This window comes from Halomonas sp. 3H, assembly GCF_024206005.1.
Taxonomy (GTDB): domain Bacteria; phylum Pseudomonadota; class Gammaproteobacteria; order Pseudomonadales; family Halomonadaceae; genus Halomonas; species Halomonas campaniensis.
The window spans coordinates 3437343-3463344 of sequence record NZ_CP100360.1; the positions used below are offsets into that span (position 1 = coordinate 3437343).

At 68.7% G+C, this 26002-nt stretch carries 25 protein-coding genes and 1 riboswitch; of the genes, 5 read left to right on the top strand and 20 right to left on the bottom strand.

Going from position 1 to position 26002, the window contains the following annotated elements; translation table 11 throughout:
- Positions 1-4 precede the first annotated feature (4 nt).
- The 7 genes from NFC98_RS15830 to NFC98_RS15860 form a co-directional block, all read right to left on the bottom strand.
- The gene (locus NFC98_RS15830; RefSeq protein WP_254275870.1) at positions 5-1954 is read right to left on the bottom strand and encodes a phage tail sheath subtilisin-like domain-containing protein; all 1950 of its coding nucleotides are present in this window, start codon (positions 1952-1954) and stop codon (positions 5-7) included.
- A 209-nt stretch (positions 1955-2163) separates the two neighbouring features.
- Entirely contained in the window at positions 2164-3534 is a 1371-nt protein-coding gene (locus tag NFC98_RS15835; protein ID WP_254275871.1) for an MFS transporter, read from the bottom strand.
- Positions 3535-3610: 76 nt separating this feature from the next.
- Entirely contained in the window at positions 3611-4309 is a 699-nt protein-coding gene (locus NFC98_RS15840; protein WP_254275872.1) for an extensin family protein, read from the bottom strand.
- Between the two features lie 34 nt (positions 4310-4343).
- Positions 4344-5585, bottom strand: a complete 1242-nt coding sequence (locus tag NFC98_RS15845; RefSeq protein WP_254275873.1) for a toxic anion resistance protein — start codon at positions 5583-5585, stop codon at positions 4344-4346.
- Positions 5586-5649: 64 nt separating this feature from the next.
- On the bottom strand, positions 5650-6594 hold the full coding sequence (locus NFC98_RS15850; protein ID WP_254275874.1) for a cobyrinic acid a,c-diamide synthase: 945 nt from the start codon (positions 6592-6594) through the stop codon (positions 5650-5652).
- Between the two features lie 107 nt (positions 6595-6701).
- Positions 6702-6878, bottom strand: coding sequence for a hypothetical protein (locus tag NFC98_RS15855; protein ID WP_254275875.1), 177 nt, complete (start codon positions 6876-6878; stop codon positions 6702-6704).
- An 84-nt stretch (positions 6879-6962) separates the two neighbouring features.
- Positions 6963-8597, bottom strand: coding sequence for a BCCT family transporter (locus NFC98_RS15860; RefSeq protein WP_254275876.1), 1635 nt, complete (start codon positions 8595-8597; stop codon positions 6963-6965).
- A 163-nt stretch (positions 8598-8760) separates the two neighbouring features.
- Here NFC98_RS15860 and NFC98_RS15865 point away from each other — a divergent pair, with 163 nt between their 5' ends.
- The 4 genes from NFC98_RS15865 (at position 8761) to NFC98_RS15880 (ending at position 11311) form a co-directional block, all read left to right on the top strand.
- Positions 8761-9756 carry an LLM class flavin-dependent oxidoreductase gene (locus tag NFC98_RS15865; protein WP_254275877.1) on the top strand — a complete coding sequence of 332 codons (996 nt, stop codon included), beginning with the start codon at positions 8761-8763 and terminating at the stop codon, positions 9754-9756.
- Positions 9753-10466: an AzlC family ABC transporter permease gene (locus tag NFC98_RS15870; RefSeq protein ID WP_254275878.1), complete on the top strand. Its 714-nt coding sequence runs from the start codon at positions 9753-9755 to the stop codon at positions 10464-10466. Before NFC98_RS15865 ends, NFC98_RS15870 begins: the two co-directional genes overlap by 4 nt.
- Positions 10463-10777 carry an AzlD family protein gene (locus tag NFC98_RS15875; protein ID WP_183331979.1) on the top strand — a complete coding sequence of 105 codons (315 nt, stop codon included), beginning with the start codon at positions 10463-10465 and terminating at the stop codon, positions 10775-10777. Before NFC98_RS15870 ends, NFC98_RS15875 begins: the two co-directional genes overlap by 4 nt.
- Positions 10778-10876: 99 nt before the next feature.
- Positions 10877-11311 carry a hypothetical protein gene (locus NFC98_RS15880; RefSeq protein WP_254275879.1) on the top strand — a complete coding sequence of 145 codons (435 nt, stop codon included), beginning with the start codon at positions 10877-10879 and terminating at the stop codon, positions 11309-11311.
- A gap of 4 nt (positions 11312-11315) precedes the next feature.
- On the opposite strand, the gene NFC98_RS15885 is transcribed toward NFC98_RS15880, so the two are convergent.
- The 4 genes from NFC98_RS15885 to NFC98_RS15900 all read right to left on the bottom strand — a co-directional run bounded on the left by NFC98_RS15885 (position 11316) and on the right by NFC98_RS15900 (position 15873).
- Positions 11316-12620 carry an amidohydrolase gene (locus NFC98_RS15885; RefSeq protein WP_254275880.1) on the bottom strand — a complete coding sequence of 435 codons (1305 nt, stop codon included), beginning with the start codon at positions 12618-12620 and terminating at the stop codon, positions 11316-11318.
- 17 nt (positions 12621-12637) lie between these two features.
- Positions 12638-14095: a sodium:solute symporter gene (locus tag NFC98_RS15890; protein WP_254275881.1), complete on the bottom strand. Its 1458-nt coding sequence runs from the start codon at positions 14093-14095 to the stop codon at positions 12638-12640.
- Complete coding sequence (locus NFC98_RS15895) at positions 14088-14300, bottom strand: hypothetical protein (protein WP_183331971.1); 213 nt, start codon at positions 14298-14300, stop codon at positions 14088-14090. The genes NFC98_RS15890 and NFC98_RS15895 overlap by 8 nt, the downstream gene beginning before the upstream one ends.
- 166 nt (positions 14301-14466) lie before the next feature.
- Positions 14467-15873 (bottom strand): D-amino acid dehydrogenase, encoded by a 1407-nt coding sequence (locus NFC98_RS15900; RefSeq protein WP_367948967.1) that lies wholly within the window; start codon positions 15871-15873, stop codon positions 14467-14469.
- A riboswitch (glycine riboswitch) is annotated at positions 15864-15961 on the bottom strand. Its footprint overlaps the gene before it by 10 nt.
- An 88-nt stretch (positions 15962-16049) precedes the next feature.
- Between NFC98_RS15900 and NFC98_RS15905 the strand changes: the two genes are divergently transcribed.
- The gene (locus NFC98_RS15905) at positions 16050-16943 is read left to right on the top strand and encodes a LysR family transcriptional regulator (RefSeq protein ID WP_254275883.1); all 894 of its coding nucleotides are present in this window, start codon (positions 16050-16052) and stop codon (positions 16941-16943) included.
- Between the two features lie 93 nt (positions 16944-17036).
- Here NFC98_RS15905 and NFC98_RS15910 read toward each other — a convergent pair whose 3' ends face one another.
- The 9 genes from NFC98_RS15910 to NFC98_RS15950 all read right to left on the bottom strand — a co-directional run bounded on the left by NFC98_RS15910 (position 17037) and on the right by NFC98_RS15950 (position 25930).
- On the bottom strand, positions 17037-17858 hold the full coding sequence (locus tag NFC98_RS15910) for a universal stress protein (protein WP_254275884.1): 822 nt from the start codon (positions 17856-17858) through the stop codon (positions 17037-17039).
- Positions 17859-17928: 70 nt separating this feature from the next.
- Positions 17929-19140: a benzoate/H(+) symporter BenE family transporter gene (locus tag NFC98_RS15915; RefSeq protein WP_254275885.1), complete on the bottom strand. Its 1212-nt coding sequence runs from the start codon at positions 19138-19140 to the stop codon at positions 17929-17931.
- 33 nt (positions 19141-19173) lie between these two features.
- The gene (locus NFC98_RS15920; protein ID WP_254275886.1) at positions 19174-19905 is read right to left on the bottom strand and encodes an ABC transporter ATP-binding protein; all 732 of its coding nucleotides are present in this window, start codon (positions 19903-19905) and stop codon (positions 19174-19176) included.
- The gene (locus NFC98_RS15925) at positions 19902-20711 is read right to left on the bottom strand and encodes an ABC transporter ATP-binding protein (RefSeq protein ID WP_254275887.1); all 810 of its coding nucleotides are present in this window, start codon (positions 20709-20711) and stop codon (positions 19902-19904) included. The genes NFC98_RS15920 and NFC98_RS15925 overlap by 4 nt, the downstream gene beginning before the upstream one ends.
- Before the next feature lie 3 nt (positions 20712-20714).
- Complete coding sequence (locus NFC98_RS15930) at positions 20715-21794, bottom strand: branched-chain amino acid ABC transporter permease (protein WP_254275888.1); 1080 nt, start codon at positions 21792-21794, stop codon at positions 20715-20717.
- A gap of 12 nt (positions 21795-21806) precedes the next feature.
- Positions 21807-22667 carry a branched-chain amino acid ABC transporter permease gene (locus NFC98_RS15935; RefSeq protein WP_254275889.1) on the bottom strand — a complete coding sequence of 287 codons (861 nt, stop codon included), beginning with the start codon at positions 22665-22667 and terminating at the stop codon, positions 21807-21809.
- Between the two features lie 66 nt (positions 22668-22733).
- Positions 22734-23909: an ABC transporter substrate-binding protein gene (locus tag NFC98_RS15940; protein ID WP_254275890.1), complete on the bottom strand. Its 1176-nt coding sequence runs from the start codon at positions 23907-23909 to the stop codon at positions 22734-22736.
- 133 nt (positions 23910-24042) lie between these two features.
- Entirely contained in the window at positions 24043-24531 is a 489-nt protein-coding gene (gene benB / locus NFC98_RS15945) for a benzoate 1,2-dioxygenase small subunit (protein WP_254275891.1), read from the bottom strand.
- 31 nt (positions 24532-24562) lie between these two features.
- Positions 24563-25930, bottom strand: a complete 1368-nt coding sequence (locus NFC98_RS15950; protein WP_254275892.1) for a Rieske 2Fe-2S domain-containing protein — start codon at positions 25928-25930, stop codon at positions 24563-24565.
- Positions 25931-26002: the final 72 nt, after the last annotated feature.

The following is a 26002-nucleotide window of genomic DNA, read 5'->3' on the forward strand; positions in this document are numbered from 1 at the left end:
CCCCCTATGCCTGGCCGACCTTCTGCTGCAGCCGGATGATGACGAATTCCGCGGGCTTGAGCGGCGCGAAGCCGACCTGGACGATCACCTGCCCCCGGTCGATGTCGCCCTGGGTCATGGTGTCGCCGAGGCCACAGCGCACGAAGTAGGCGTCGCTGGCCTTGCCGCCCTGGAAGGCCCCGGCCCGGAAGAGGCCGTTCATGAACGCCTCGATGCTGAGGCGCAGCGCCGACCAGAGCGACGCGTCGTTGGGCTCGAAGACCGCCCACTGGATGCCGTTGTAGAGGCTCTGCAGGATGAAGATCGCCGTGCGCCTGACCGGCACGTAGCGCCACTCCGGGCTGGCCCGGGTCGCCAGGGTACGCGCCCCCCAGATCACCGCACCGAATCCCGGCAGGCTGCGCAGGCAGTTGACCCCCAGCGGGTTGAGGGCCCCCTGGTGCACCTCCTGCACCTCCTGCTCGAGGCCGGCCAGCCCCAGCAGCGCCGTCTCGACGCCCGCCGGCGCCTTCCAGACCCCGCGCCGCGAATCGGTGCGCGCCCACATGCCGGCCGCGAAGCCGCTGGGAGGCACCTGCACGAAGCGTGGCGACCGCGCGGCCCCCGGAGGCGGCTCGGGCGTGTAGTGGGGATTGCCGACCGTCACCCAGGGGTAGTAGAGCACCGCATAGGTCGAGGTCGGCAGGCCGAGCGCCTTGACCTGGCCGGCCGTCTCCAGGGTGGCATCGGGTGGCGGGTCGAGGATCACCATGCGGTTGCGCAGGCGCTCGGCCTGGGCGATGGCGGCATCGATGACGGCATTGCCGGTGCCGTCATCGGCCCAGACCTGGCCGGGCAGGCAGAGGATGCTGACGTCGCCGATGCCCTCCACGGCGGCGAGCCCGGCATCGTACTCGCCGGCCCCAGGGTCGCTGCCGTCATCCCCCTCCTCGAGGACGACGCTGCCGCCGGCGGCGATCAGGCCCGCCAGGTACTGGCTGCCGCTGGTCTCCACGCCACCGTGCGCGACACCCAGCCCGAGGAGTACCGCAGCGTCATCGTCATCGGCGGGGGTCACGACCACCGCGGAACCGGGCAGCCGGGAGCCCGAGGTGAGTACCAGTCCCTCGGGGGTCGCCTCGCAGGTAAAGTTCGTGCGCGGGTTGGCGTCGGACGAGACACCTTGCCTGACCTGCTTCTGGACCTCTTCGGCCACTGCCGCCAGGTCATCGTCGACGGTGAACTCCGCCGCATCGAAGCCAACCTCGACGCTATGCTGCGCCTGGGCGCTGCCATCCAGGGTCACGGTGAAGGAGGTGCCGTTCAGGGTGACGGGGTCGAGCGTCGCGAGGTCCCCGGCGCTGCGGCTGGTGCCGAGCTGGTAGTCCGAGACCTCGCCCAGGGTCACCCTCACCCGCCGGGCGTCATCGTTCACCCGCGCCTCGATGAAGTCGGCGCGACTCTCGTCGAGGGTCAGGTCCTCGAAACGCTCCTGCTCCTCGTACTCGCCGTCGAGTCGCTCCTCGACGACCAGGGTGAAGCGCGGCGGCGTCTCCTCGGCCTCCTGGCGCTGCAGTTCCACCCGCAGCGCATTGCCCCAGGCCCCGCCGCTGGCGGCCTCGATCCTGAGCAGATGGTCATCCGGACCGGCCGGCGGATCGCCGTCCGGAAGCATGAAGCCCCGGGCAGCCTCGGCCCCGCGGGCGAGACGCACCACGTAGGCGGCCGAGCCGCCGTTGTGGAAGAAGGCCCGGACGGCGTGGCCGAGACTGTCGCCCCGGGGGTCGGTGACCGCCCGCAGGCCGCCGAAGGCCTGGGCATAGTCGTCCCAGCTGCTGATGAACACGGGTGAGGCCTCGGGGCCGCGTGCGGCGAAACCCAGGAAGGCTGCCGTCGAGGTGCCCACGGCCTCGATGGGCCTGGCGCCGCTGGGAATCTCCTCCAGGTAGACGCCGGGGTGGCGGTAGGTGGCCATGCTGTACCCTCTCGTGTCGACGGTGTCCGGTGATGCGCGCGCATCACGTCAGGTCAGTCGCAGAGGGATACCCGCCTGTCGCCCATGACATGGGGCCTCGCCGATCATGGCCCCGTACCGAGATCCCTCGCCGGCTTCCGGCCCTGGCAGGCCGGTAACCGTCAGCATCGAACATAATGAGGGTTCTCGCCAATGCAGGATGAGGGAGCTCAGCCCTCCGGCGCGTCCCTGCCGTTACGCGCCTCCCACTCCACCGCCGCCCGCTGGCCCCGGGCCTGGTCCACGGCCAGGCAGATCAGGATGGCGACGATGAAGAGCGCGGCGCAGAGCAGGATCGAGGCCTGCAGGCCCACCACCGACTGCAGCAGGCCGAGCGCCACGATGCCGAACACCCCGGCCAGCTTGTTGGCCAGGCCCCAGAAGCCGAAGAACTCGGCGGCCTTGCGGGTGGGCGAGAAGAGCCCCACCAGGGCGCGGCTGGCCGACTGGCTGGAGCCCAGCGAGAGCCCGGCCAGGCAGCCCACGAACAGGAAGAGGTGCTGGGCCTCCCAGCCGAGGGCGAAGCGCGCATTGAGGAAGGCGGTGACCTCAGGCGTGGCCCAGATGGCGATGATGGCCGCCACCCAGAGTCCCAGCGTGAAGAGATAGGTGACCTTGGTGCCGATGCGGTCCTGGATGAAGCCGAAGCCGAGTGCCCCGGCCGCCGCGGTGATCTGCACGATGATGAACATCAGGTTGCGGATCGACTCGTCCCAGCCGATCACCTGGGCGCCGTAGATGAAGGCGAAGGCGATGATGATGTAGACCCCGGCCATGGAGAAGAGCAGCGAGACCAGGAAGATGCCCAGGTCCCGGAAGCGCCTCAGCTCGTGCAGGGTGGTGGAGACCCGCTCCCAGGCGATCTCCCGGTAGGGTTTGCCCGGCGGCTGAGGGGTGCCACGCTCCTTCACCCACAGGAAGGTGGGGATGGCGGTGACCAGGAAGAAGGCCGCCGCGAAGGGCCCCACCCAGCGGATGCGCTCGAAGTTCTCGGCGGTGGCCTCGCCCAGCGCCACCAGGGTGAAGCCCGCGGCGAAGAGCCCGCCCACGTAGCCCAGCGCCCAGCCGAAGCCGGAGATCTTGCCCAGGTCCTCCGGCGGCCCCAGGTCGGGCAGGAAGGCGGCGATGAAGGACTCGCCCATGGAGTAGGCGTAGTTGGAGACCACGATCAGCAGCAGCCCCAGCACCACGTAGCCCGGCGCCACGAAGTAGAGCATGGCGGTGGTCGCCACGGTGGCCAGGTAGCTGGCGAAAAGGAAGCGCTTCTTGGCGGCCTGGTAGTCCATCACCGCCCCGCACAGGGGGCCGGTGACCACCACCAGCAGGTAGCTTGTCGCCAGCGCCAGGCTCCACAGGAAGTTGGCCAGCCGGTAGCCGTCGCCGCGGTCGCCGACGATGACCGTGGTGAACAGCTCGCCGAACACCACGGTGATGATCAGCAGGGTGTAGGCCTGGTTGGCGAAGTCGAACATCGCCCAGCCAAGGATCTCCTTGCGCGAGGCGCGGGTCCGCGGCGGCGTGGCGCTGGTCAGGGGGGGCATGGGGCTGTCCTTGCGGGTCGAGACGGCAAGCCTAGCAGCATGGGCCAGAGGCGCACCATCTCAACCCGCCGAGCACTCAGCGGCAGAGCCGGAAGCCACGCATGCCGAAATGGAAGTGGTCGGCGTGGGCCGGGTTGTAATCCGGCCCCAGCACGTTGCCGAAGAGGTCGCAGGCGCCATCCCTGGCCTCGCGCAGGAATTCGCCCCGGTCGCCCTCGTCGTGCCAGTGATCGAGCAGGCGGATCTCGCGCCCGTCGGCCAGGTGGAAGGCGGCCACGTCCAGCGCCTCGGCGGTGGCGTGCTCGCTGGGCCTCCCCTCCTCACGCCCGTAGACGTTGCGGCAGGCGAAGCTGCCCAGGTGCTCCACCCTCGCCACCCGGCTGCCCAGCACCGCCTCGGCGGCAGGCTGCAGGCGCTGCCGCTCGAAGAGCGTCCAGGCCAGCGCCAGCGGGCAGCTCGCCACGAAGCTCGCATTGAAGTCGACGCCGCTGGCCTCGAGGCGGACCACGTTGGCCAGCGGGCAGCCGGCCACGGGTTCATGGTCCGCCAGCGGAGTCATGCGCAGTTCGCCCTCCGGCACCGTGGCCAGGGCCGCGTGGCACCCCTCGCGGTCGTCGGCCAGGCGGCGCAGCTTCCACTGCGTCACCGGGGTCAGGGAGTCATCGACGTGAAGCGGCTCGGCGGGGTGCCAGTGGCGGGGAATCTGCGCCTCGAACTGCCACCAGGCCAGCGCCAGGGCGCTGGCCAGCAGCAGCAGGATCAGCAGCCCACGCATCGCCTTGACCTCCTGGATCGGCTTGTGGACAGGGTCACGAGCCGTCGGATGGCCTCTCTCCCGATCTGCCGCCTTCACCTGATGGGGTCGCCTGCTGGAGACGGTCGATGGCCGAGCCTCCCCGTCGGGACAGGTCGGCCAGGCGATCGATCTGCGCATCCAGCCGGGGAAGGGCCTCCTGGCGATAGCGTGACAGATCATCGATGGCGCCCATCACGTCCTCGAAGGCCTGCTCGAGGGCCTGCATGTCCAGCATCGCCCCGGAGGCGCGCTGCTGGATCTCCACCCCCTGCTGGCGCAGGGTGCGGGCCGTGCCGCCGATCATCGCCGAGGTGGTGGCATTGAGGGCCTCGACGCGGTCCAGCACCAGCCGCTGGTTGGCCATGGCCAGGGCCACGGTCACCGCGACCGTCAAGGCCGAGACGGTGACGTTGATGGCACGGTCGACGCCGCGTATCAGCTCGCGATTGTTGCGGATGACCACTTCCAGTGCCAGCACCCCCTGCTGGCTGACCGTCAGCTGCTGCTGAAGATCGACGACCCGCTGACGCAGCGGGAAGAGCAGCTCCTCCTCGAGAAAGCCTCGCTGAGGGTCCGCCGCGTCTCGCCGTGCGATCGCCTCCTGCAGACGTCTGTCGATCAGCCGCCCCAGGGCGACCTGTCGCGCCAGCTGGCCGAGGATCTCGCCCAGCGCGGTCTGATCGTCACTCAGCGTCAGGTTGTCACGACGCAGCATGTCGCGGCCCGCCTCCAGGTCGGCGATGATCGCATCCAGCGCCTGCTGGGCACTCTCGAACTTGCGAAAATAGCGCTGCAGGCGGCTGCCGACACCGGGAATCAGCGCCAGCACCCTGTCCAGCGGACTCGGCGATAGCCGGTGCCGGGCGGGGTCGAGCTGATGCATGCGCTCGCGCAGCTCGACCAGCGACTTGGCCACCGGCCCGCCTTCGTCGCCCTGATGGGCCAGCTGGCGCAACGGGGTGTCCAGCATGGCGCTGCGATGCGCGGCCTGCTGCTGCAGTTCCAGCCCCATCTCGTCCACGGCACGGCGCTGGCGAGCCAGCGATCCCTCGTCAGCGCCGGCGATCACCTCGGCGACGAACTCATCGGCCATGGCGGCCAGGGTGGCATCGTCGTCCGTGGCCTGGCCGCGGCCCTCCTCGGCGGTCCCCGGCTCGGATGTCCCCGCCTCGAATGTCGTAGTGCCCAGCTGACGGGCGATCTCCTCCAGGGGGGGCAACGACAGGCGGGAGCCGCCTGCGGATTCCTGATTCATAAGCACCTCGTCGAGACCTGAAATTCCCTCTGCCACTGACCCGGAGATCGAGCCATCCGTCTCCTCATCCACTGCCTCGCCCGTAGCGGTCGGCCCCCTCGACGAAGCGGCGCAGCTCCTCGAGGGCTCGGTCGGTGGTCAAGGATGCCTGGGGTCGCCCGGTCTCGATACGCGCCATGGCCACTGCCGTATCGTCGAGCACCGTCAGCGCCGACTCGTTGCGCGCGGCGAGCTCGCCCAGCCGATGCTCGGTCTCCTCGACCAGTTCCAGGCGACGCACCAGGGCGGCCCGCTCCTCCTCGCCCAGCCGCCTGTCATCGGCGGCCAGGCGGCGGCGTACGAAATCGGCATCCACGCTGGCGACCCCGCGGGCCTGGGAGGCCATGGCGTTGAGGGTATCCACCGCGCCGAGGCAGACCTCGGCCACCAGGCCCCGCGCCCGCTCGAAGGCCAGCTCGCTGCTGTCGAAGCGGCTCCTCAGCACCGCCAGCACATGGCGGTAGCGGCTGTAGAGGCGGTCGGCCTGAACGGCCAGGTCTGGCCGGCTCGCCTCGAGCAGGCCCTGCTTGGCTCGGCACATGGCCAGCACCAGGCTGTCGGCGTCCGCCGGCGGCCGGTCCGGATCGAGGACGGCCACACCGGCCTCCTGGGCATCACGGGCCTGTCGACTCCGGCGCTGCCGGCTCTCGGCCTCGCGCTGTATCCGCAGGCGGCGCTCTCGCCGCTGACGCAGCCAGCCGCGCAGGCGCCGCTCTAGCGGCAGCGCCACGGGAACCGCGACGATGCCCGCCAACCACCCCGGGAGGCTTGGCCCGAAGCCACCCCACAGCGAGGTCAGCCACAGCAGCATGCTGATGGAGGGCACCACCAGGCAGTAGCGGACGATGACCTGCCAGCGTGCCGGAGTCTCGGTGCCCAGAGCCAGCGACGGATTGACCAGCCCCACCAGCAGCCAGGGCAGGCAGGTCATGAAGAGGCCATAGGAAAATCCCTGCAAGAATCCCAACATGGGCCGGTATCCTTTATCCAGCGGCAGGAGCCGAGTATGGCTAGCCGGTGACGGCGAGCAGGTGCAGCGCAGCCCTTGGCGAGCATTGCCCCGGTGCAGGCAGCCGCCTACAGCAGCAGGGTCAGGATCAGGGCAGCGCCCCCGACCACGAGCGCCACGATCACGGCCACGTCGACCAGCCGATCCAGCCAGCGATCGAACTGCGCCCCGGACAGTCGACGCGACGGTCGCCGGCGGGTGGCACCGCGTCGCCGAGGGCCGCGGGCCGTGGGAAGGAGAGACATGGCGGAAGTCCGATTTCACCATTTCCCCTGAGCTTACGACCTGCGACGCTCCCAGGCCAGCGGAGACGACGCAGGCAGCCAGCGTCAGATCCCGTCGCGGCGATTGATGCGACGATTGACCACATTCGGCGCCCGGCGCAGGCGCTCCTCCTCACCGAGCAGCTCGGCCTCGAAGGCGTCGGCCCCCACCGGGGTCTCGCCATGGCGACGGAAGAGCTGGGTCAGCATGGCCTTGCGGTCGGCGCGCAGCTCGCGCACCAGCACCACCACCATGCCGTAAAGGATGAAGGTGAAGGGCAGTGCCGAGAGCACCGAGGCCGACTGCAGGCCGGTGAGGCCGCCGGCGGCGATCAGCGTCAGGCAGATGGCGGCGATCAGCACGCCCCACACCACCCGCTTGAAGAGCGGCGGGTTGATGGAGCCGTTGTCGGTCATCTGGGCCACGATGTAGGAGGCGGAGTCCGCCGAGGTGACCAGGAAGATGAAGATCAGCAGCATCGCCACCACCGAGAGCAGGCCGCTGAAGGGCATCAGGGCGAACATCTCGAACAGCGCCACGGTGATGTTGGCCTGGGTGGCCGCGGCCAGCCCCACGTCACCGTTAAGCTCCATGTTGAGCGCCGCGCCGCCGAACACGCCGATCCACAGGCAGGCCAGCAGCGGCGGGACCACCAGCACGCCGAAGACATACTGCTTGATGGTGCGCCCCCGGGAGACCCGCGCCACGAAGGTACCGACGAAGGGCGACCAGGCGATCACCCAGGCCCAGTAGAAGATGGTCCAGCTGCTCGCCCAAGTGTTGTCCGAGTAGGGCGAGATGCGCAGGCTCATGCCGATGAAGTTCTGCAGGTAGTCGCCGATCCCCAGGGTGATGGTCTCGAGGATGGCCACCGTGGGGCCGGTCGCCAGCACGTAGAGCATCAGGCCGATGCACAGGATCATGTTGAGGTTGGAGAGGCGCTTGATGCCCTTGTCCAGGCCCGACCAGGTGGAGGCCATGTAGGCCAGGAACATCACGAAGAGGATCAGGAACTGCCAGAGCACCGACTCGGGCAGGCCGAACACGGCGTTGAGCCCGCCGTTCATCTGCAGCACGCCCAGCCCCAGGGAGGTCGCCACCCCCATCACCGTGGCCACCACGGCGAAGACGTCGAGCGCCGGGGCATAGCGGCGCGCCCCGGGATGCTTGGCGGTCACCGAAGAGAGCACCGAGGAGACCAGCCCGGCCTGGCCCTTGCGGAACTGGAAGTAGGCGATGATCAGGCCCACCACCGCGAAGGCCGCCCACTGGTGGATGCCCCAGTTGAAGTAGCTGTACTGGATCGCATAGCGCGCCGCCTCGGTGGTCTCGGCCGGCATGTCGCCGTAGGGCGGCTCGATGTAGTGGAACATCGGCTCGGCCATGCCGTAGAACACCAGACCGACGCCGAAGCCGGCGGCCAGCAGCATGCTGATCCAGGAAAAGAAGCTGAAGCTCGGGGTGCTGTCCTGGGGGCCGAGGCGGATCTTGCCGTACTTGCTGAAGGCCAGGCCCAGCAGGAAGATCACGAACCCGAACACCGAGAAGAGGTAGAACCAGCCGAACAGCTGGGTGACACCGGCCAGGGCGGCACTGGCGGCATTGCCGAATCCCTGCGGGAAGGCGGCTCCCACCGCCACCAGCGCCAGGATGATCAGCGCAGAGACGGTAAAGACCGTCTTTCCTCCATGATCTGCCATATCGGCACCTTCTATGTCCAAGTATTGTACAGGATGAGTCTATCAGGCATGCGCCCTTGCCGCATGGCAGGCCCGCCGGGGATTGCATGCGGCGCCCGCTGCCCCGATGATGAAAACGTTCAGCAGGCTAACGTCTTTCCCCCCAGCGCTTCCAGGAGTCGCCATGCCCCGTCTCGCCGACACGCCCCTCTCCGTCCTCGACCTGGCACCGATCCGCGAGGGCGGCAGCGCCGCCGACAGCTTCCGGGAGAGCGTGGCCCTGGCGCGGCTGGCCGAGCGGCTGAGCTTCACCCGCTTCTGGCTGGCCGAGCACCACGGCATCGAGGGCATCGCCAGCGCGGCCACCGCCGTGCTGATCGGCCATGTGGCCGGTGCTACCGAACGCATCCGGGTAGGCAGTGGCGGCATCATGCTGCCCAACCACCCGCCGCTGGTGATCGCCGAGCAGTTCGGCACCCTGGAGACCCTCTACCCCGGGCGCATCGACCTGGGGCTGGGACGCGCGCCGGGCTCCGACGGCGCCACCATGGCCGCCCTGCGCCGGGACCCCTACGCCGGCGTGGAGGACTTCCCCCAGCGCCTCGAGGAGCTGCAGGGCTTCCTGGGCGACGCGCAGCCCGGCCAGCGGGTACGGGCCGTACCCGGCCAGGGCACCAAGGTGCCGATCTGGCTGCTCGGCTCCAGCGGCTACAGCGCCCAGCTGGCCGCCCGCCTCGGCCTGCCCTTCGCCTTCGCCGCCCAGTTCGCCCCCGGCTACCTGTTCGAGGCGCTGCGCCTCTATCGCGACAATTTCCGCCCCTCCGCGGTGCTGGAGCGGCCCCACGCCATGGTGGGCCTGCCGGTGATCGCCGCCGACAACGACGCCCACGCCGAGTACCTGGCCACCACCGCCCGGCAGAAGTTCCTGGGGATGATCCGCGGCCAGCGTACCTGTGCGAAGCCGCCGGTGGAGCACCTGTCGATGACCCCCATGGAGGAGGCCCAGCTGCAGCAGTTCCTGGGTGCGGCCATCGTCGGCGGTCCGGACACCGTGCGTGCGGGGCTCGAGGCCTTCCTCGAGCAGACCGGCGCCGACGAGCTGATGCTCAACACCGACGTCTACGCCCTGGAGGATCAGCTGAGAAGCTACGAGATCGTCGCCGAGGTGTGGCGCTCATGAGCCGGGACGACGACGCACAAGCGACCCTTGGTCACCTGGTCGAGGGCTTCCGGCGCATGGCCCCGCTCTCGCTGTTCGTCATCGTCTTCGGCCTGGCCTTCGGGGTCGCGGCCCTGCAGCAGGGGCTCTCCGGCCTGGAGACACTGCTGATGAGCGGCCTGGTGTTCGCCGGGGCCGCCCAGTTCGCCACCCTGGAACTGTGGGGCGATACCATCCCGCTGGTGCCCCTGGTGGCCATCACCCTGGCGATCAACGCCCGCCACCTGCTGATGGGCGCCGCCTTCTACCCCCACCTTCGCGACCTTCCCGCCGGTCGGCGCTACGCCAGTCTGGTCCTGCTCAGCGACGCCAACTGGGCCATGGCCATGAGCGGCGGCTCCACGGCGGCGCGGCTGGGCATCCTGGTCGGCGGCGGTATCGCCCTCTGGACCACCTGGATGATCGGCACCGGCCTGGGCGTGGCCTTCGGCAGCGGCATCGGCGAGCCCGAGCGCTTCGGGCTGGATGCCATCATGGGCTGCTTCCTGCTGGCCATGCTGGTGGGCGACAAGCGCGACCTCGGCGTGTTGCTGCCCTGGGGCGCCGCGGCCATCGCCGCCCTGGCGGCGATGGCCTGGCTGCCGCCCCATGCCCATGTGATCGTCGGCGCCCTGGCCGGCGGCCTGGTAGGCCTGCTGCTGCCCCCCGCCCGCCAGGAGGCGACCCGATGACCCTGACGGCCGCCAACGGCGGGGTGCTGCTGGCCATCCTGATCATGGCGCTGACCACCTACCTGACCCGCGCCGGCGGGGTCTTCGTGATGGCCCGGGTGCCCATCGGCCCGCGCGTCGAGCGCTTCATCAACGCCATGGCCGGCTCGGTGCTGGTGGCGGTGATCACGCCCATGGCCGTCCATGGCGACGGCGGCGCCCGCATGGCGCTGGTGGCCACGGCCGCGGTGATGCTGGCGCTGCGCAAGCCGCTACCGGCGATCACCGCCGGCATCCTCACCGCCGCGCTGTGGCGGCTGGTCGCATCCTGAGCCATCCTCGGAACGAAGCGCCCCGCCCGCTTTCCAAGGGCCAGCCCCTACGAGGGCCCCATTTCCTGCGGCGCCATGCGCCGCCCAACGGAGAGAGTGATGTCCGATTCCCGAGGCCCCGACCAGGACCCGCGCCGCGACTACCACCGCAACGTCGCCTGGCGCACCGCCCAGGCGTGGCAGCAGCGCGCCCGGCAGACCAACGCCGGCGGCCTGCTCGGCAGCCTGAAGATGCTGCTTGCCTGGCTGCTGTTCGGCGCCATGATGATCGTCGCCATGGTGCTGGGGCTGTTCTTCCTGCTGCTCGGCTGGGCGCTGATGCCGCTGCTGCGCTACCGGCTGAAGAAGCGCATGGAGAAGATGCGCGCCGACCAGGCCGAGGATGTGGGAGGCGGTTTCCACTACCGCGAGACCCGCTATCGCGAGACCCGCGACGCCGCCGGCCGCCACCGCGAACAGCAGGTGCTGGAGGGGGACTACGAGGTGAAGCCGGAGCAGCGGGGGCACGACGGTGCCCCCGATGACTCGCGCTGAGGGCTCAGGCCGCCAGCCAGGCCAGTGCCCCGGCGGCCATGGCCTCGATCCCGGTACGCAGGGTCACGGCGTTGCCCGGGAAGTAGTAGGGAGAGTGCGGCATCTCCAGGTGGCGCATCTTCTCGGCAACGCTCGCTCCGGGGGTATCGGCCCAGCGCCCGGCCGGCGTGGCGCCGATGAACCAGTAGACGCAGGGAATATCCTCCCCCCCGAAGCCCCCCGCCTCGGCATGGCCGAAGAAGGGGAAGTCCTCGCTGCCGTTGAGCCGCGGCATGGCGTAGAGGCCGGCCTCGCCGAAGTGCTCGGCGTGGGCGCGTCGTACATGCTCCACCGCGGTCGGATCGTTGTGCAGGGCGATGGTCTCGTTGAGCACCCGGAACGCCGGCGGCCTGGGCGAGCGTCCCGCCTCGCACTCGGCGCGGACGATGCGCTCGATGCTCGCGACCACCTGGCGGTGCAGGGCGTTGTCGAAGCTGCGGATATTGATCTCCAGCTCCGCCGAGTGGGGGATGATGTTGGCCTGGGTGCCGGCGTGCAGCTTGCCGACGGTGACCACCACGGTCTCCTCCGGCGGCACCTCCCGGGCGACGATGGTCTGCAGGCGGGTCACCACGTGGGCGGCGATCACCACCGGGTCCACCGTCTGGGCGGGCATGGAGCCGTGGCCGCCCGCCCCGTGGATGGTCACCGCCAGGTTGGTGCAGGCGGCCATGGCGCCGCCGGCGATATGGCCCACGGTGCCCGCCAGGGCCGGCATGTTGTGCTGGCCGAGGATCACGTCCGGCCGCGCGAAGCGCGTGTAGAGGCCGTCGTCGAGCATCGCCTTCGCCCCGCCGAAGATCTCCTCGGCGGGCTGGCAGACCAGCATCAGGGTCCCACACCAGTGCTCCCTTAGCCCGGCCATCACCGCGGCTGCGCCCACCAGGCAACTGCTGTGCAGGTCGTGGCCGCAGGCGTGCATCAGCGGCACCTCGTTGCCGTCCTCGGCGACGGCAGTCTCCCGGCTGGCGAAGTCGAGCCCGGTCGCCTCCCTGATGGGCAGCGCGTCCATGTCGCCGCGCAGCATCACCACAGGCCCCTCGCCGTTCCTGAGCAGCGCTACCACGCCGGTGCCGCCCACGCCGCGGGTCACCTCATAGCCCAGGCCCGCCAGGGCCTCGGCGAGTCGGGCGGATGTCTCATGCTCCTGGAAGGGAAGCTCCGGATGCTGGTGAAGCTGGCGATAGAGCGCCTGGACCTCCTCCAGGGTCGCGTCCACCCGGGCGCCGATGGCGCCCTTGAGATCCCACGTCGGGGTTTGCGTCGTCATCATGGCCTCCTTGGCGCTCATGGGGTGCGTTGCGGGGTCGGAACCGCCAGGGCGGGCTTGCCGAGCCACTGCCAGGCCGCCACCACGCCGACGTTGAGCAGCATCGCCCAGACGCCGGCGTGCCAGCCCAGCGGCGAGCTCCAGACGAAGTCCATCAGCAGGTAGGCGAGGCTGCCGACCAGGGCGCCGCCCATCACGCTGGCGCGACGCAGCCGCGGCAGGAACAGCGCGCCGATGACCATCGGGAAGAGCTGGACGATCAGCCCATAGGCGCCGAGCAGCAGCAGCACCAGGGATGCGGGGTTGGCCAGGGCGAACAGGTAGGCGATCAGCGACAGGGCGAGCACGCTCCAGCGGGTCACGCTCACCGTGGCCCTCTCGCTGGCACCCTTCATCACCGTGGGACCCATCACATCACGCACCAGCACGATGGCCGCGGTATGGGCCAGGTTGGCACCGGTGGACATGGCCGCCGCCAGGGCGCCGGAGAGCATCAGGCCGATGACCCAGGGCGAGAAGTTGGCCACGTCCATGACCATGCGCAGCAGCACGGTGTCGGAACGCACCAGGGGCTCGTCGGCAAACACCAGGATGCCGGCGAAGCCGATGAACAGCAGCGGCACCAGCAGGTAGGCGTAGAGGGGATAGAAGACGCTGACCTTGCGCAGGGTCTTGCCGCTGTCGGCGGAGTAGAACTTCATGAACAGGTGCGGCCACATGGCGCCGCCGAAGGCGCTGACCAGCACCGCGGTGCTGAAGTAGCCCCAGTTCATGCCGGTGGCCCCGGGCATGGTCAGGTACTCGGGCATGGTCAGCTGGATCTGGCTGAACATCTCGCCGACCCCGCCGTAGAGGCGCTCGGAGATCGACAGGCCCAGGAACCAGGCGATGGCGATCATCATGATGCCCTGGATCAGGTTGGTCCAGCCGATGCCGTTCAGGCCGCTGCAGAAGACGTAGGCGGCGACCACCACAAAGGCCAGCAGGGCGCCGAGCCAGAAGGGGATCAGCCCGTCGGTGGCGGCCTGGAACAGCAGGCCCGCCCCGGCGATCTGGATCGTCAGGTAGGGCACCAGCGCCAGCACCCCGATCACCCCGGCGAGAATGCCCAGCGGCCGGCTCTGGTAGTGGTCGGCGATCATGTCGCCCTGGGTCAGGTAGCCCTTCTGGCGCCCCAGCGCCGCCACCCGAGGGCCCATGGCCCAGATGGTGATCGGCACCAGCGACAGGTAGGCCAGGATATAAAAGGCCGGCGCCCCATGCTGGTAGGCCCAGCCCGGCGCCCCCAGGAAGGCGAAGGCGGAGAAGATCTCGGCGCCGAGAATGAAGAACAGGATCACCACGCCCACGTGGCGCCCCCCGGCTACGTAGCCTTCGAGGCTCGAGCTCTCCTGGCCCCGGGCGCGCAGGCCGACCCAGAGCACGCCGACGAGGTAGGTCAGGGTGATGCCGACGACGATCAGGGAATCACTCATGGCGGCCACCCCCGTGACGGATCACGAAGGCCACCCACATGCCGGCGAACAGCACCAGCATCCATAGGGCGTACCAGAAGAACAGGAAGGGAAGGCCGAGCACGGTGGGCTCGATGCGGTTGGCGATCAGGGCGCCGGGCCAGATCATGGCCAGGGTGCACAGCGCGAAGTGCAGCCCCGTCATCAGGTGATAGGTCTTGGTCATGGGAGTCATCCAGCTCGCGAAGCGAGTCTTGTTGTGGGTTGTCGTTCGACTATGGCCCAGGCCGAGAGATAGAAAAAATAGAGTCTTTGGATGCCATCCATATCAATCGGGCATGGAAGGCTCCCTCGGGGAGCAGGCTCCCGACCTCCCGGCCGGGAGCTTTTCGCTAGCGGGCCAGGCTCGGGCTCGCCCGGCCGGCCTCCGCCACCGTCACGGCATCGGCCACCAGCTCGGCGGTGATGGCGGAGAGGGTCCAGCCCAGGTGACCATGACCGGTGTTGTAGAAGACGCTGGGCAGCCGCCCCCTGCCCACCCGGGGCATCATGTCGGGGAGCATGGGGCGCAGGCCGGCCCAGGGCACGACCCGGCGGGTGCTGACGCCGGGGAAGCACTGCTCGACCCAGTCGATCAGGGGGCGAATCCGGTCATGGCGGATATCGCGATTGATCCCGTTGAACTCGGCCGTGCCGGCGACCCGGAAGCGATCGGCCCCCAGGCGGCTGGTGACCAGCTTGGCCTCGTCGTCGAGCAGGCTGACCATGGGCGCCGCCTCCCGGGAGGCGCGATCATCGAGGTGCACGGTGATCGAGTAGCCCTTGACCGGATAGACATTGATCCGATCGCCGAGCCTGGCCGCCAGGCCGCGACTCCCGACACCGGCGCAGACCACCAGGCCGTCGAACTCCTCACGCCCCAGCTCGGTGGCCACCCAGGCGCCGTCGGCATCGGCTCCCACCTCGCGGACCTCCATGCCGTAGCGCGTCGTCACCCCGCGTCGTTCGATGGCGGCCGCCAGGCCCTGGGTAAACTTGTGGATGTCACCGGTGGCATCGCTCTCGGTGAAGAACCCGCCGTAGTAGTCGCCGGCCAGGTTCGGCTCCAGGGCACGCATCTCCTCGGGCGTCACCGCCCGACGCTCCAGGCCTCCTTTCGCCAGCAGCTCGGATACCTTCTCGGCATGGGCGAAGCTCTTGTGGTCGCGGTAGATATGCAGGATGCCCCGCCGCTCCAGATCGAACTCGATGTTCTCTTCCCGGGCCCACCGGTAGAGATGGTCGCGGGCCGCGATCGCCAGGCGCGCCGTTTCGGTGGTGTTGTCGGCATAGCGGGGGATCGCCGCCATGAACTCGGCGAACCAGCTCAGCTTGTGCCAGGAGGGCTTGGGGTTGACCAGCAGGGGGGCATCGGCACGCAGCATCCAGCGCAACCCCTTGAGCACCGTGGGCCAGTGGGTCCAGACCTCGGCATTGGAGGCCGAGAGCTGGCCGCCGTTGGCGAAGGAGGTTTCCATGGCCGCATAGCGGTTGCGCTCGTAGAGGGTGACGTCCAGGCCACGCTTGAGCAGGGCATGGGCGGTGGTGACGCCCGTGATGCCCCCCCCGATGACGGCAATACGTTGCATCGCTCTTCTCCAGACGCGTCGGGTTGACCCCGCTGCCGCCTGGCAGCGAGCACCCCTTCCGTCATGGAACCTGAGAGATTCACGGTAGCCCGGTAGCCGGTGCCCGCTTGCTCCTTCGGTGTGCCGACGGACGCTGTCGCCGGCCGCTCTTCGGAATCGTTGACGCCACAGCGGTCCGGTGGCCTGAGAGTTTCCGGGGCAGTTGCTCCTTCGGCGCCGGCACCGCTGGACGCGGACCGGACTCTCCCGCTGTCGCGATAGTCGTCATTCCACTATCCGCCCCTGGACCCCATAGCAAAAGTATCAATAATGGATGACACCCATGCCATCCAGGTATTGCCGTTCCCATGGAATTCCGTCAGCTGCACTACTTCGTCGCCGTGGTGGAGGAGGGCTCCATCTCCGCCGCCAGCCGCCGCGTGCATATCGCCCAGCCGGCCCTGACGCGCCAGATCCGGCTGCTGGAGGAGGATCTCGACACGCGGCTGTTCGACCGCCATGCCCGCGGCATGCGGCTGACGGTGGCGGGCCAGGCCCTCTACGAGGAGGCCCAGGCGCTGCTCGACCGGCGCACCCGGCTCCGGGCTCGCCTCGCCTCGCTGGGCCAGGGAGTGATCGGCAAGGTCAGTCTGGGGGTGACGGTGACCCACCTCTGGGTGCCGGAGGTGGCGGAGCTGCTGGGGCGCTACCGCGACCGCTATCCGCAGGTCGCCTTCGAGGTCTTCCCGCTGCTGTCGGGGCCCCAGCTGGAGCGGCTGCGGGAAGGCAGCCTGGATGCCGGCATCCTCTACCTGGATGGTGACGGCCACCCGGGGCTGGAGGCCCGGCGCCTGCAGCCCGACCACCTGCTGCTGGCGGTGCCGGAGGCCTCGTCCTGGGCCAGCGCCCCGCCGGCGAGCCTGGCCGAGCTGAGCGATGCCGACTTCGTCTGGGGCTTTCGCAGCGCCTCGCCGGTCTACTACGACCGCGTCCAGGCCCACTTCCAGCGCCTCGACTTCCATCCTCGGGTGGTGCAGTACGGCGCCGACAACATCGCCATCCTCAGCATGGTGGCGGCGGGCCTGGGCATTGCCATCCTGCCCGCCGCCAGCAGCTGCCACCCCATGCCGGGCATCCGCTTCCTGCGCCTGCCGGAGCTGGACACATGCGACATGCCGCTGTGGTTCGCCTGGCGGCCGGACAACGACTCACCGGCGCTGCACAACCTGGTCGAGCTGGTCCGCGAGACCGCCGAGGGCTGACCTTCCCGACGCCGAGACGAGACGGCATTCGACAGGCCAGAGGCAAGCGACCCGCCAGAGGGCGGGTCCACTCGCCCGACGGACTCGACGAGGTCAGCCCCTGGGCCGCATCACCGCCACCGGGCAGCAGGCCTCGTGGAGCACCTCGTGGCTGACGCTGCCGGCCACCACCTGGGAGAGGCCGCTGCGCCCGTGGGTGGTCATGGCCAGCAGCACGTCGCGGCTGTCGGCCAGGTAGCTGACGATGGCGTCGGCCGGGGTGCCGTGCAGCACCTCCCAGTCCACCTCGATGCGGTACTCCCGCTCCAGGCGACGAGCCAGCCCATGCACATAGCCGGACTCCATCACGTCGCCCGGGGCGCCCTCCCCCGCGGCCGCCGCCATGGCACTGGCGTCGATCACCTGCAGCAGCTGCAGGCGGGCCCCGAAGCGCTCGGCCAGCGCCACCGCGTGGGGCAGCATCGCCTCGGAGAGCGGGGAGCCATCCACGCACACCATGACCACCTCCACCCGGCCATGGCGCTCGGGCGCGTAGCGGGGCCCGCACAGCAGTACCGGGCGACTGGCGCGGCGCACCACGCCCGCGGTCACGCTGCCGATCAGCATCTCCGGCACCGGGCGACGCCCGTGGGCGCCCAGGCACAGCCCAACGCCCTCCTGATCGGCCAGGCTCGCCAGGGCGTCCTTGGCGCTGTCGTTCACCACCACCTCGACCGGGATCGCCGCGAGGCCGGGGGTCTTCTCCTCGGCCAGGCGAGCCCTGAGGGCATCCCGCCGCCCCTCGGACTGGGCCGGGTCGGCGACCACCGACACCACGCTCAGCGAGGCCCCGAGCTGGGCCGCCAGGTTACGGCCCAGCGCCAGGCCGCGCAGGGAGTGGTCGGTCTCGTCCAGGGCCACATGGATCGTCTGCATGAAGGTTCTCCTCGAGGCGCCGGGCGAGTTGTCGGAATGACCCGGCACGTCTGTGATCGGCGCCTGGCGCCTATTGTTGTTTCTCGGAAGCCGCCTCGGCAGCGGGGCGCCGCGACAGCGTGAAGGGTCGGTGCAGCAGCTGGTAGGCCAGGGCCCCCACCACCACGCCCCAGAAGGCGGAGCCCAGGCCCAGGAAGCTGATCCCGGAGGCGGTGGCGATGAAGGTGATCACCGATGCCTCCAGGTGGTCCCTGTGGGCGGCGAAGGCGCTGACGTTGCTGGTGATGGCGCCGATCAGCGCCAGCCCCGCCAGGATCGCCACGAACTCGCCGGGCAGCGAGGTGAAGAGCAGCACGATGGTGCCGGCGAAGGTGCCGCCAATCAGGTAGAAGAGCCCGTTGGCGACCCCGGCCACGTAGCGCTTGTCGGGATCCTCGTGGGCCTCCTTGCTGGTGCAGATTGCCGCGGTGATGGCCGCCACCACCGTGGTGATGCCGCCGAAGAAGGCCGTCACGAAGGAGGTCAGGCTGGTCACGGTGACGATCGGCCTGGCCGGCGTGCTGTAGCCGGAGGTGCGCAGGATGGCCATGCCCGGCAGGAACTGTCCGGTGAGGCTGACCAGCACCAGCGGGATCGCCAGGCTCAGGGTGGCGTTCCAGGTCCACTCGGGCCGGATGAACTGCGGCTCGGCCAGCTGGATCGAGACCCCGCGCAGGCTCGCCCCCTCCAGCACCACCGCCAGCACCACGCCGACGATCAGCAGCAGGATCAGGCTGTAGCGCGGGGTGAGCCGCTTGAAGGCCAGGTAGGCGATCACCATGCCGATGGCCAGCGCCGGTACCGACGCAAGGGACTCGAAGACCCCCACCCCGAACTGGAACAGGATGCCCGCCATCATGGCGCTGGCGATACCCGGCGGGATCGCCTGGACGATGCGGTCGAAGGAGCCGGTGATGCCCACCACGAAGAGGATCGCCGCCGCGATGAGGTAGGCACCTACCGCCTCGTTGAGCGACAGCCCCGGGAACAGGGTGACCAGGAGCGCCGTCCCCGGTGCCGACCAGGCAGTCACCACCGGCACCTTCAGCCACAGGCTGAGCCCGATGCCGGAGGCGGCGGCGCCGATGGAGATCGCCCAGACCCAGGAGGTCATCATGGCCGTGGAGATCTCCGCGCTCTGGGCGGCCTGGAAGAAGATCGCCAGGGGCCCCGCGTAGGAGATCAGCACCGCCACGAAACCCGCCGTCACGGCGGGGATCGACCAGTCCTTGTGCAGTTGCATCATTGGCTCCGTCTTGGTTGGCAGAGTGCGGCGTCAGGCGACGCCCAGATGAGTATCGAGAATCGACGGATCCTCCCTGAGCCCCTGGGAATCGCCGCTGTAGACCACCTCGCCCTTGACCAGCAGCAGGTGCTTGTCGGCCACCTCCAGCAGGTTGTCGATGTTCTTGTCGACGATGATGCTGGCGATGCCCGAGGCCTTGATCTCGCGGATGATCTTCCAGATCTCGTCGCGGATCAGCGGTGCCAGGCCCTCGGTGGCCTCGTCCAGGATGATCATGTCGGGATTGGTGGTCAGCGCCCGGCCGATGGAGAGCATCTGCTGCTCGCCCCCGGAGAGGAAGGAACCATCGTGATTGATGCGCTGGCCGAGGCGCGGGAAGGTGTCCAGCACCCGCTCCAGGGTCCAGGGCGATTCGCCCCGCTCGTTGGGCCGCGCCGCCATGATCAGGTGCTCGCGCACGCTGATGCCGGGGAAGATGCCGCGCCCTTCCGGCACATAGCCGATCCCCTGGCGGATCAGCTGCCAGGGGCGCCGCTTCGTGGTGGGCTTGCCCTTGATGCTGACCTCCCCCTCCCGCGGCGGCACGAAGCCGAGGATCGACTTCAGGGTGGTGGTCTTGCCCATGCCGTTGCGGCCCATCAGGCTCAGGGTCTCGCCGGGCATCAGGCGCAGGTCGACCCCGTGCAGGACATGGCTCTCGCCGTAGTAGGTGTGCAGGCCCCTGGCCTCGATCAGCGGGGCGGCAGTGGATGACAGTGTCATGCGGCGGACTCCTCATGATGACGGCCGAGATAGACGTCCCGCACCCGCTCGCTGGCCCGGATCTGGGCGGTGGGGCCGGTCTCCAGCACGCAGCCATCGACCATCACGGTGATGCGGTCGGCCAGGCGGAACACCGAGTCCATGTCGTGCTCGATCAGCACCAGCGGATAGCGGTCCGAGAGCCCCTTGAGCAGCTCGGTGACCTGGGCGGTCTCCTCGCGGCCCATGCCGGCCATGGGCTCGTCGAGCAGCATCAGCCTGGGCGCGGTGGCCAGCACCATGGCGATCTGCAGCTGGCGCTGCTCGCCGTAGCTCATCGCCGAGGCCGGGGTATGGGCGCGATGCGTAAGCTGGCAGGTCTCCAGCACCTCCAGGGCGCGCTCGTCCACCTCGCGGGCCCGGTGGCGCGACCGCCAGCTGCCGAAGACGCCGCCCAGGTGGATGCGCGCCGCCAGCTGGCAGTTCTGCAGGCAGGTCAGCCGCGGGAAGATGTTGGTCTTCTGGTGGCTGCGGCCGATGCCCATCCGGGCGATCTGGCGCGCCTTCCGGCCCTGGATCGGCTGGCCCTGGAAGAGGATCTCGCCTGCGGAGGGCGGAAATTCGCCGGAGAGCAGGTTGATCAGGGTGCTCTTGCCCGCCCCGTTGGGGCCGAGGATGGCGTGGATCTCGCCCTGGCGGAGCGTGAAGTCGACGCTGTTGACCGCCACCAGGCCGCCGAAGCGGCGCGTCAGGCCCTTGGTTTGAAGCAGAGGGGTTTTAAGTAAAGGGGTCTCGAGCAGGGCGTCGTGATGTGTCGTGGCACTCATGGCTCAGCCCTCCTTGCTGGTGGCAGGCGCGACGGGCTTCGCCGCCTCGCTACGCGCGGTGGTGGTGTCCCGCTTCAGCCACTTGAGCAGCGGCGACTTGGCCAGCGACTCGCGGCTGGGCGGATCGATGATCAGCCCGGCGATGCCGCGGGGCAGCACCAGCACGGCGAGGATGATGGTGATGCCCATCAGGATCGGCCAGTGGGTGGTCAGGTGCTCGAAGGTGTGCTGCAGGATCTCGTAGGCGAAGGCGCCGAGGATCGGGCCGAAGATGGTGCCCATGCCGCCCAGGATCAGCATCATCAGCACCTCGCCGGAGGTGTGCCAGCCGAGCTGGGCCGGGTTGGCGAAGCCGTACTGCATGGCCGCCAGCATGCCGGCGAGGGAGGCCATCACCCCGGAGATCACGAAGGCGACCAGCTTGTAGTGGCTGGTGGCATAGCCCAGCGCCTCCATGCGGTGCTCGTTGTCATGGATGCCGTCGAGCACCTGGCCATAGAAGGAGCGGGTCAGCCAGCGCAGGAACAGATAGCCCACCACCACCATGGCCAGGCAGACATAGAAGAAGGTCAGCGGGTTGTCGAGGTCGAGCAGCACGGTGCCGCCGATCTCCACGCTGGGCCGGAACATGATGAAGACCCCGTCGGTGCCTCCGGTATGTCGCGAGGTGTTGACGAAGTAGTAGAGCATCTGGCCGAAGGCCAGGGTGGTCATGATGAAGAAGATGCCCTTGGTGCGGATGACCAGGAAGCCCACCACCAGCGCGGCCAGGGCCGCCACCAGCATCACCAGCGGCATCATCCACCAGATGGCGGCGGGGCTGAAGGCGGGGCTGGCGAGTGCCAGGGTATAGGCGCCGAGGCCGAAGAACAGCGCGTGGCCGAGGCTGACCAGGCCGACGATCCCCACCAGCAGATCCAGGCTCATGGCGAACAGCGCCAGGATCAGCATCAGGGTCATCTTTTCCATCATGAAGTCGCTCTGGGCGCCGAACACGGCGGGGCCCCACAGCGGGAAGAGGGCAACGAAGGCGGTCAGCACCAGCATGATGATGACGACGCGCTTGGGATAGCGATGCAACATGAGATGGCTCCCTCAGGCAAACAGCCCGCGTGGCTTGACCAGCAGCACGGCGGCCATGATCAGGTAGATGACCATGCTGGCCAGGCTGGGAATCAGGACCGACCCGAAGGTCTCGGCCATACCGATCAGGATCGCGCCCCAGAAGGCACCCTTGATCGAGCCGATGCCCCCGATGACCACCACCACGAAGCAGGTGATCAGGATGCTGTCCCCCATGCCCGGGGCGATGGAGGTGAGCGGCGCGGCGATCATCCCGGCGAAGGCGGTGAGCGCCACCCCCACGCTGAAGATCAGGGTGAAGAGGGTGCGCACGTTGATGCCGAGCCCCTCCACCATGTCGCGGTTGACCGCGCCGGCGCGGATGATGATGCCGAGCCGGGTATGGCGGATGACCCAGTAGATGACGCCGGCCAGCGCCAGACAGACGCCCATCACGAACAGCCGGTAGTGCGAATACTGCAGGTTGTCGGTGAGCTGGATGCGCCCGCTGAACAGCTCGGGAATCGGCACGCTGTGCACGTCGCCGCCCCAGATGATGCGCTGCATCTCGTTGAGCACCAGGATCAGGCCAAAGGTCAGCAGCACCTGGTAGAGGTGGTCGCGCTTGTAGAGCGTGTCGAGGAACAGCCGCTCGATGATCAGGCCGAGCGCGATGGCGATGGGGATCGCCGCCAGGATAGCCAGCCAGAAGTTGCCGAGGCGAAAGGTCAGGTCGTAGACCAGGTAGGCGCCGATCATGTACATGGCGCCGTGGGCCAGGTTGATGATGCCCATGATGCCGAAGATGAGCGTGAGACCGCTGGCGATCAGGAACAGCAGCAGGCCGTACTGCAGCCCGTTGAGCAGCTGCACGCCGAAGAATGCGAGATCCATGGGACCCCTCCGAGAATCGTGACCGAGGGGCGAGCGGCGCCCGCCCCGTTGTGCATGAGGCAGTCGTTACATGCGGCAGGCTTCGTCCGGCACCTCGAGGTTCTCGTGGGCGATGCCGACGACCTCGTGCTTGCCGTTGCGAATCTCGCGCAGGTAGACGTTCTGGATGGGGTGGTGGGAGTCGGAGAAGCTCAGCGGCCCCCGCGGGCTGTCCAGTTGGACGCTGGCCAGCGCCTGGATCAGGCGCTCGCGGTCGGCGGTATCGCCCTCCACGGCTTCCAGGGCCTGGACCAGCATCATGCCGGTGTCGTAGCCCTGCACCGCATAGGTGTCGGGCAGCTGGCCGTAGGCCTCCTGGTAGGCCTCGACGAAGGCGCGGTTCTGGGGCGTGTCCAGGGTCTCGGCATAGTGCAGGGTGGTCATCACCCCCTCCCCCGCCTCGCCGATGGCGGCCAGGTTGCCGTCGGTGAGAAAGCCCGAGCCCAGCAGCGGAATGGACTCCTTGAGGCCCGCGGCGGCGTAGTCGCGCACGAAGCTCACGCCGCCGCCGCCGGCGAAGAAGGTGTAGACCGCATCGGGCCGGTCGCTTGCGATCTGGGCCAGGTAGCTCTGGAACTCGGTGTTGGGGAAGGGCACCAGGATCTGGCGCACGATCTCGCCGCCGGCCTCGGTGAAGGCCTCCTCGAAGCCCGCCAGGTCCTCCTTGCCGCCGGCGTAGTCCCAGGTGATGGTCACGACCTTGCGATGGCCCATCTCGTAGGCGGCCTTGCCCATGGGGTAGCTGTCCTGCCACATGCTGAAGGAGGTGCGGAAGACGTTGGGCATGCACAGCTCGTTGGTGGCGGCACCCAGCCCGGCATTGGGAATGATGGTGATGGCGCCGGTCTGCTGGGCCACCCGCAGCATGCCCATGGCCACGCCGGAGTGCACCGGGCCGATCACGAAGTCGACGTTGTCGCCGCGCACCAGGCGGCTCATGTTTTGGGGGGCCTTGGAGGGGTTGGCCTCGGAGTCGAGCTTCACGTACTCGACGTCACGGCCGCCGAGCCGGTCGCCGTGCTGGGCGATGGCCAGCTCCAGGCCGTTGGTGATCGCCTCGCCCAGCGCGGTGTAGGTGCCGGTGTAGGGCAGCATCAGGCCGAGCTTGACGGCCCCGTTGTCGCTGGCATGGGCGGCACTGCCGGCGGCCATGCCGGCGGCGATCAGGGAGGTCAGGGCGCACTGCTTGAAGGTGGTTTTCATTGTGTTCTTCCGGGTGATCAGAGGTGGGGGCTCGGGGCCCCTGCTTGTTATAGAGAGCTTCTTAATTGAGACGGCGTCCCTGCCGCACTGCCATCGTCCATCTGCGCGAGTCGACATGACCCGGCCGGCGTGATCAGACGTGATAGATATCGATGACCTGGTGGATATAGTCGTTGTTGAGTTGCACTACCTTGCGGGTGATCAGCGGGCTCTCGCCCGACACGTCCAGGGTGTAGAAGGAGCTCCCGAAGAAGGTCTGGGTCTCCTTGTAGCGGTGGTTCAGGGTCTGCCAGTTGAAGCGCAGCTCCACCTTGCCGCCCTCCTCCTTGAGCACCTCGAGGTTGGTGATCTGGTGGGTGGTGCGCGGCTCCGGCGTGCTCGCCCCGCTGCGCTCGGTCTTGATCCGGTAGACCCGGTCCTCCAGACCCTCGCGGCTCGGGTAGTAGATCAGCGAGATCTCGCTGTGCGGGTCGCGGGTCAGCTGGTCGTCGTCGTCCCACGCCGGCATCCAGAACTCGACGTCCTTGCTGTAGCAGGTCAGCCACTCGTCCCACTCACGGTCGTCGAGCAGGCGCGCCTCGCGGTACAGGAAGGCCTGGATCTCGTGGTAGCTAAGGCTCATGGTGTCTCTCCCCTTCTCGGTAAGGCCTGACTCAGGCGCTCTGGGTGGCGATAAACTGGCTGCGTTCCTTGTCGATGGCGCGCAGCATCTCCTCGACCCAGTGCTTGTGATGCAGCACGTAGAGGCCTTCGTCTTCCGGCGAGGCGCCGCTCAGCAGCGGCTGCATGTCGATCGCCTTGGCGTTGTCGTCGGCGCCTTCGATCCACTGCTTGGCCCCGCGGGAGAGGTCGTTCCACTCGGCCAGCGACCCTTCGTAGCCGGTCTGGCAACCGCGGAACTCCTCGAGGTCGTCCGGGGTGCCCATGCCGGAGACGTTGAAGAAGTCCTCGTACTGGCGGATGCGCACGCGACGGTTCTCGGCGGACTCGCCCTTCGGCGCGAAGCAGTAGATGGTCACCTCGGTCTCGTCGACGCTGATCGGGCGCAGCACGCGAATCTGCGTGGAGAACTGGTCCATCAGGTAGACGTTGGGGTAGAGGCAGAGGTTACGGGTCTGGTTGACGATGGAGTCGGCCCGCGCCGCGCCGAACTGCTCCTCGATCCACTCGCGGTTCTGGTAGACCGGACGCACCTCGGGGTTGAGCAGGCGGGTCCACAGCAGCATGTGGCCGTTCTCATAGGAGTAGAAGCCGCCCTGGCTCTTCGACCAACCGTCGGCGTCCACCGCCTTGGTGCCGCCGGCGTCGTAGTTGCGGCGGTCCATGGTGGAGGCGTAGTTCCAGTGCACGGTGCTGACGTGATAGCCGTCGGCGCCGTTCTCGGCCTGCAGCTTCCAGTTGCCCTTGAAGGTGTAGGAGGAGGTGCCGCGCAGCACTTCCAGCCCTTCCGGGGCCTGGTCGACGATGTTGTCGATGATCTTCTTCGTTTCGCCCAGGTACTCGTCCAGCGGCTTGACGTCCTCGTTCAGGCTGCCGAACAGGAAGCCCTTGTAGCTCTCGAAGCGCGGCACGCGGGTCAGGTCATGGGAGCCCTCCTGCTTGAAGCCGTCCGGGTAGGCGCCGGTCTTCTCGTTCTTGGCCTTGAGCAGCTTGCCGTCGTTCTTGAAGGTCCAGCCGTGGAAGGGGCAGGTGAAGGTGCCCTTGTTGCCGCGCTTGCGGCGGCACAGGGTGGCGCCGCGGTGGGCACAGGCGTTGATCAGGGCGTGCAGCTCGCCGGCCTTGTCGCGGGTGATGACCACCGGCTGACGGCCCATGGTGACGGTCATGTAGTCGCCCGGCTCGGCAATCTGGCTCTCGTGAGCCAGGAACAGCCAGTTGCCTTCGAAGACGTGCTTCATCTCGAGCTCGAAGAAGGCCGGGTCGGTGAACATGCTGCGGTGGCAGCGGAAGATGCCGGCCTCGGCGTCGTCGACGACGGCACCGCGCACGCGCGCTTCGAGTTGATCAAGCTTGCTGGTCATGATCGGGACTCCTGGGTCTCGTGAGAGACGCTGTCTGGGTCAGGCACCTCTCGTCCTGGCGGGAGCCAAGGC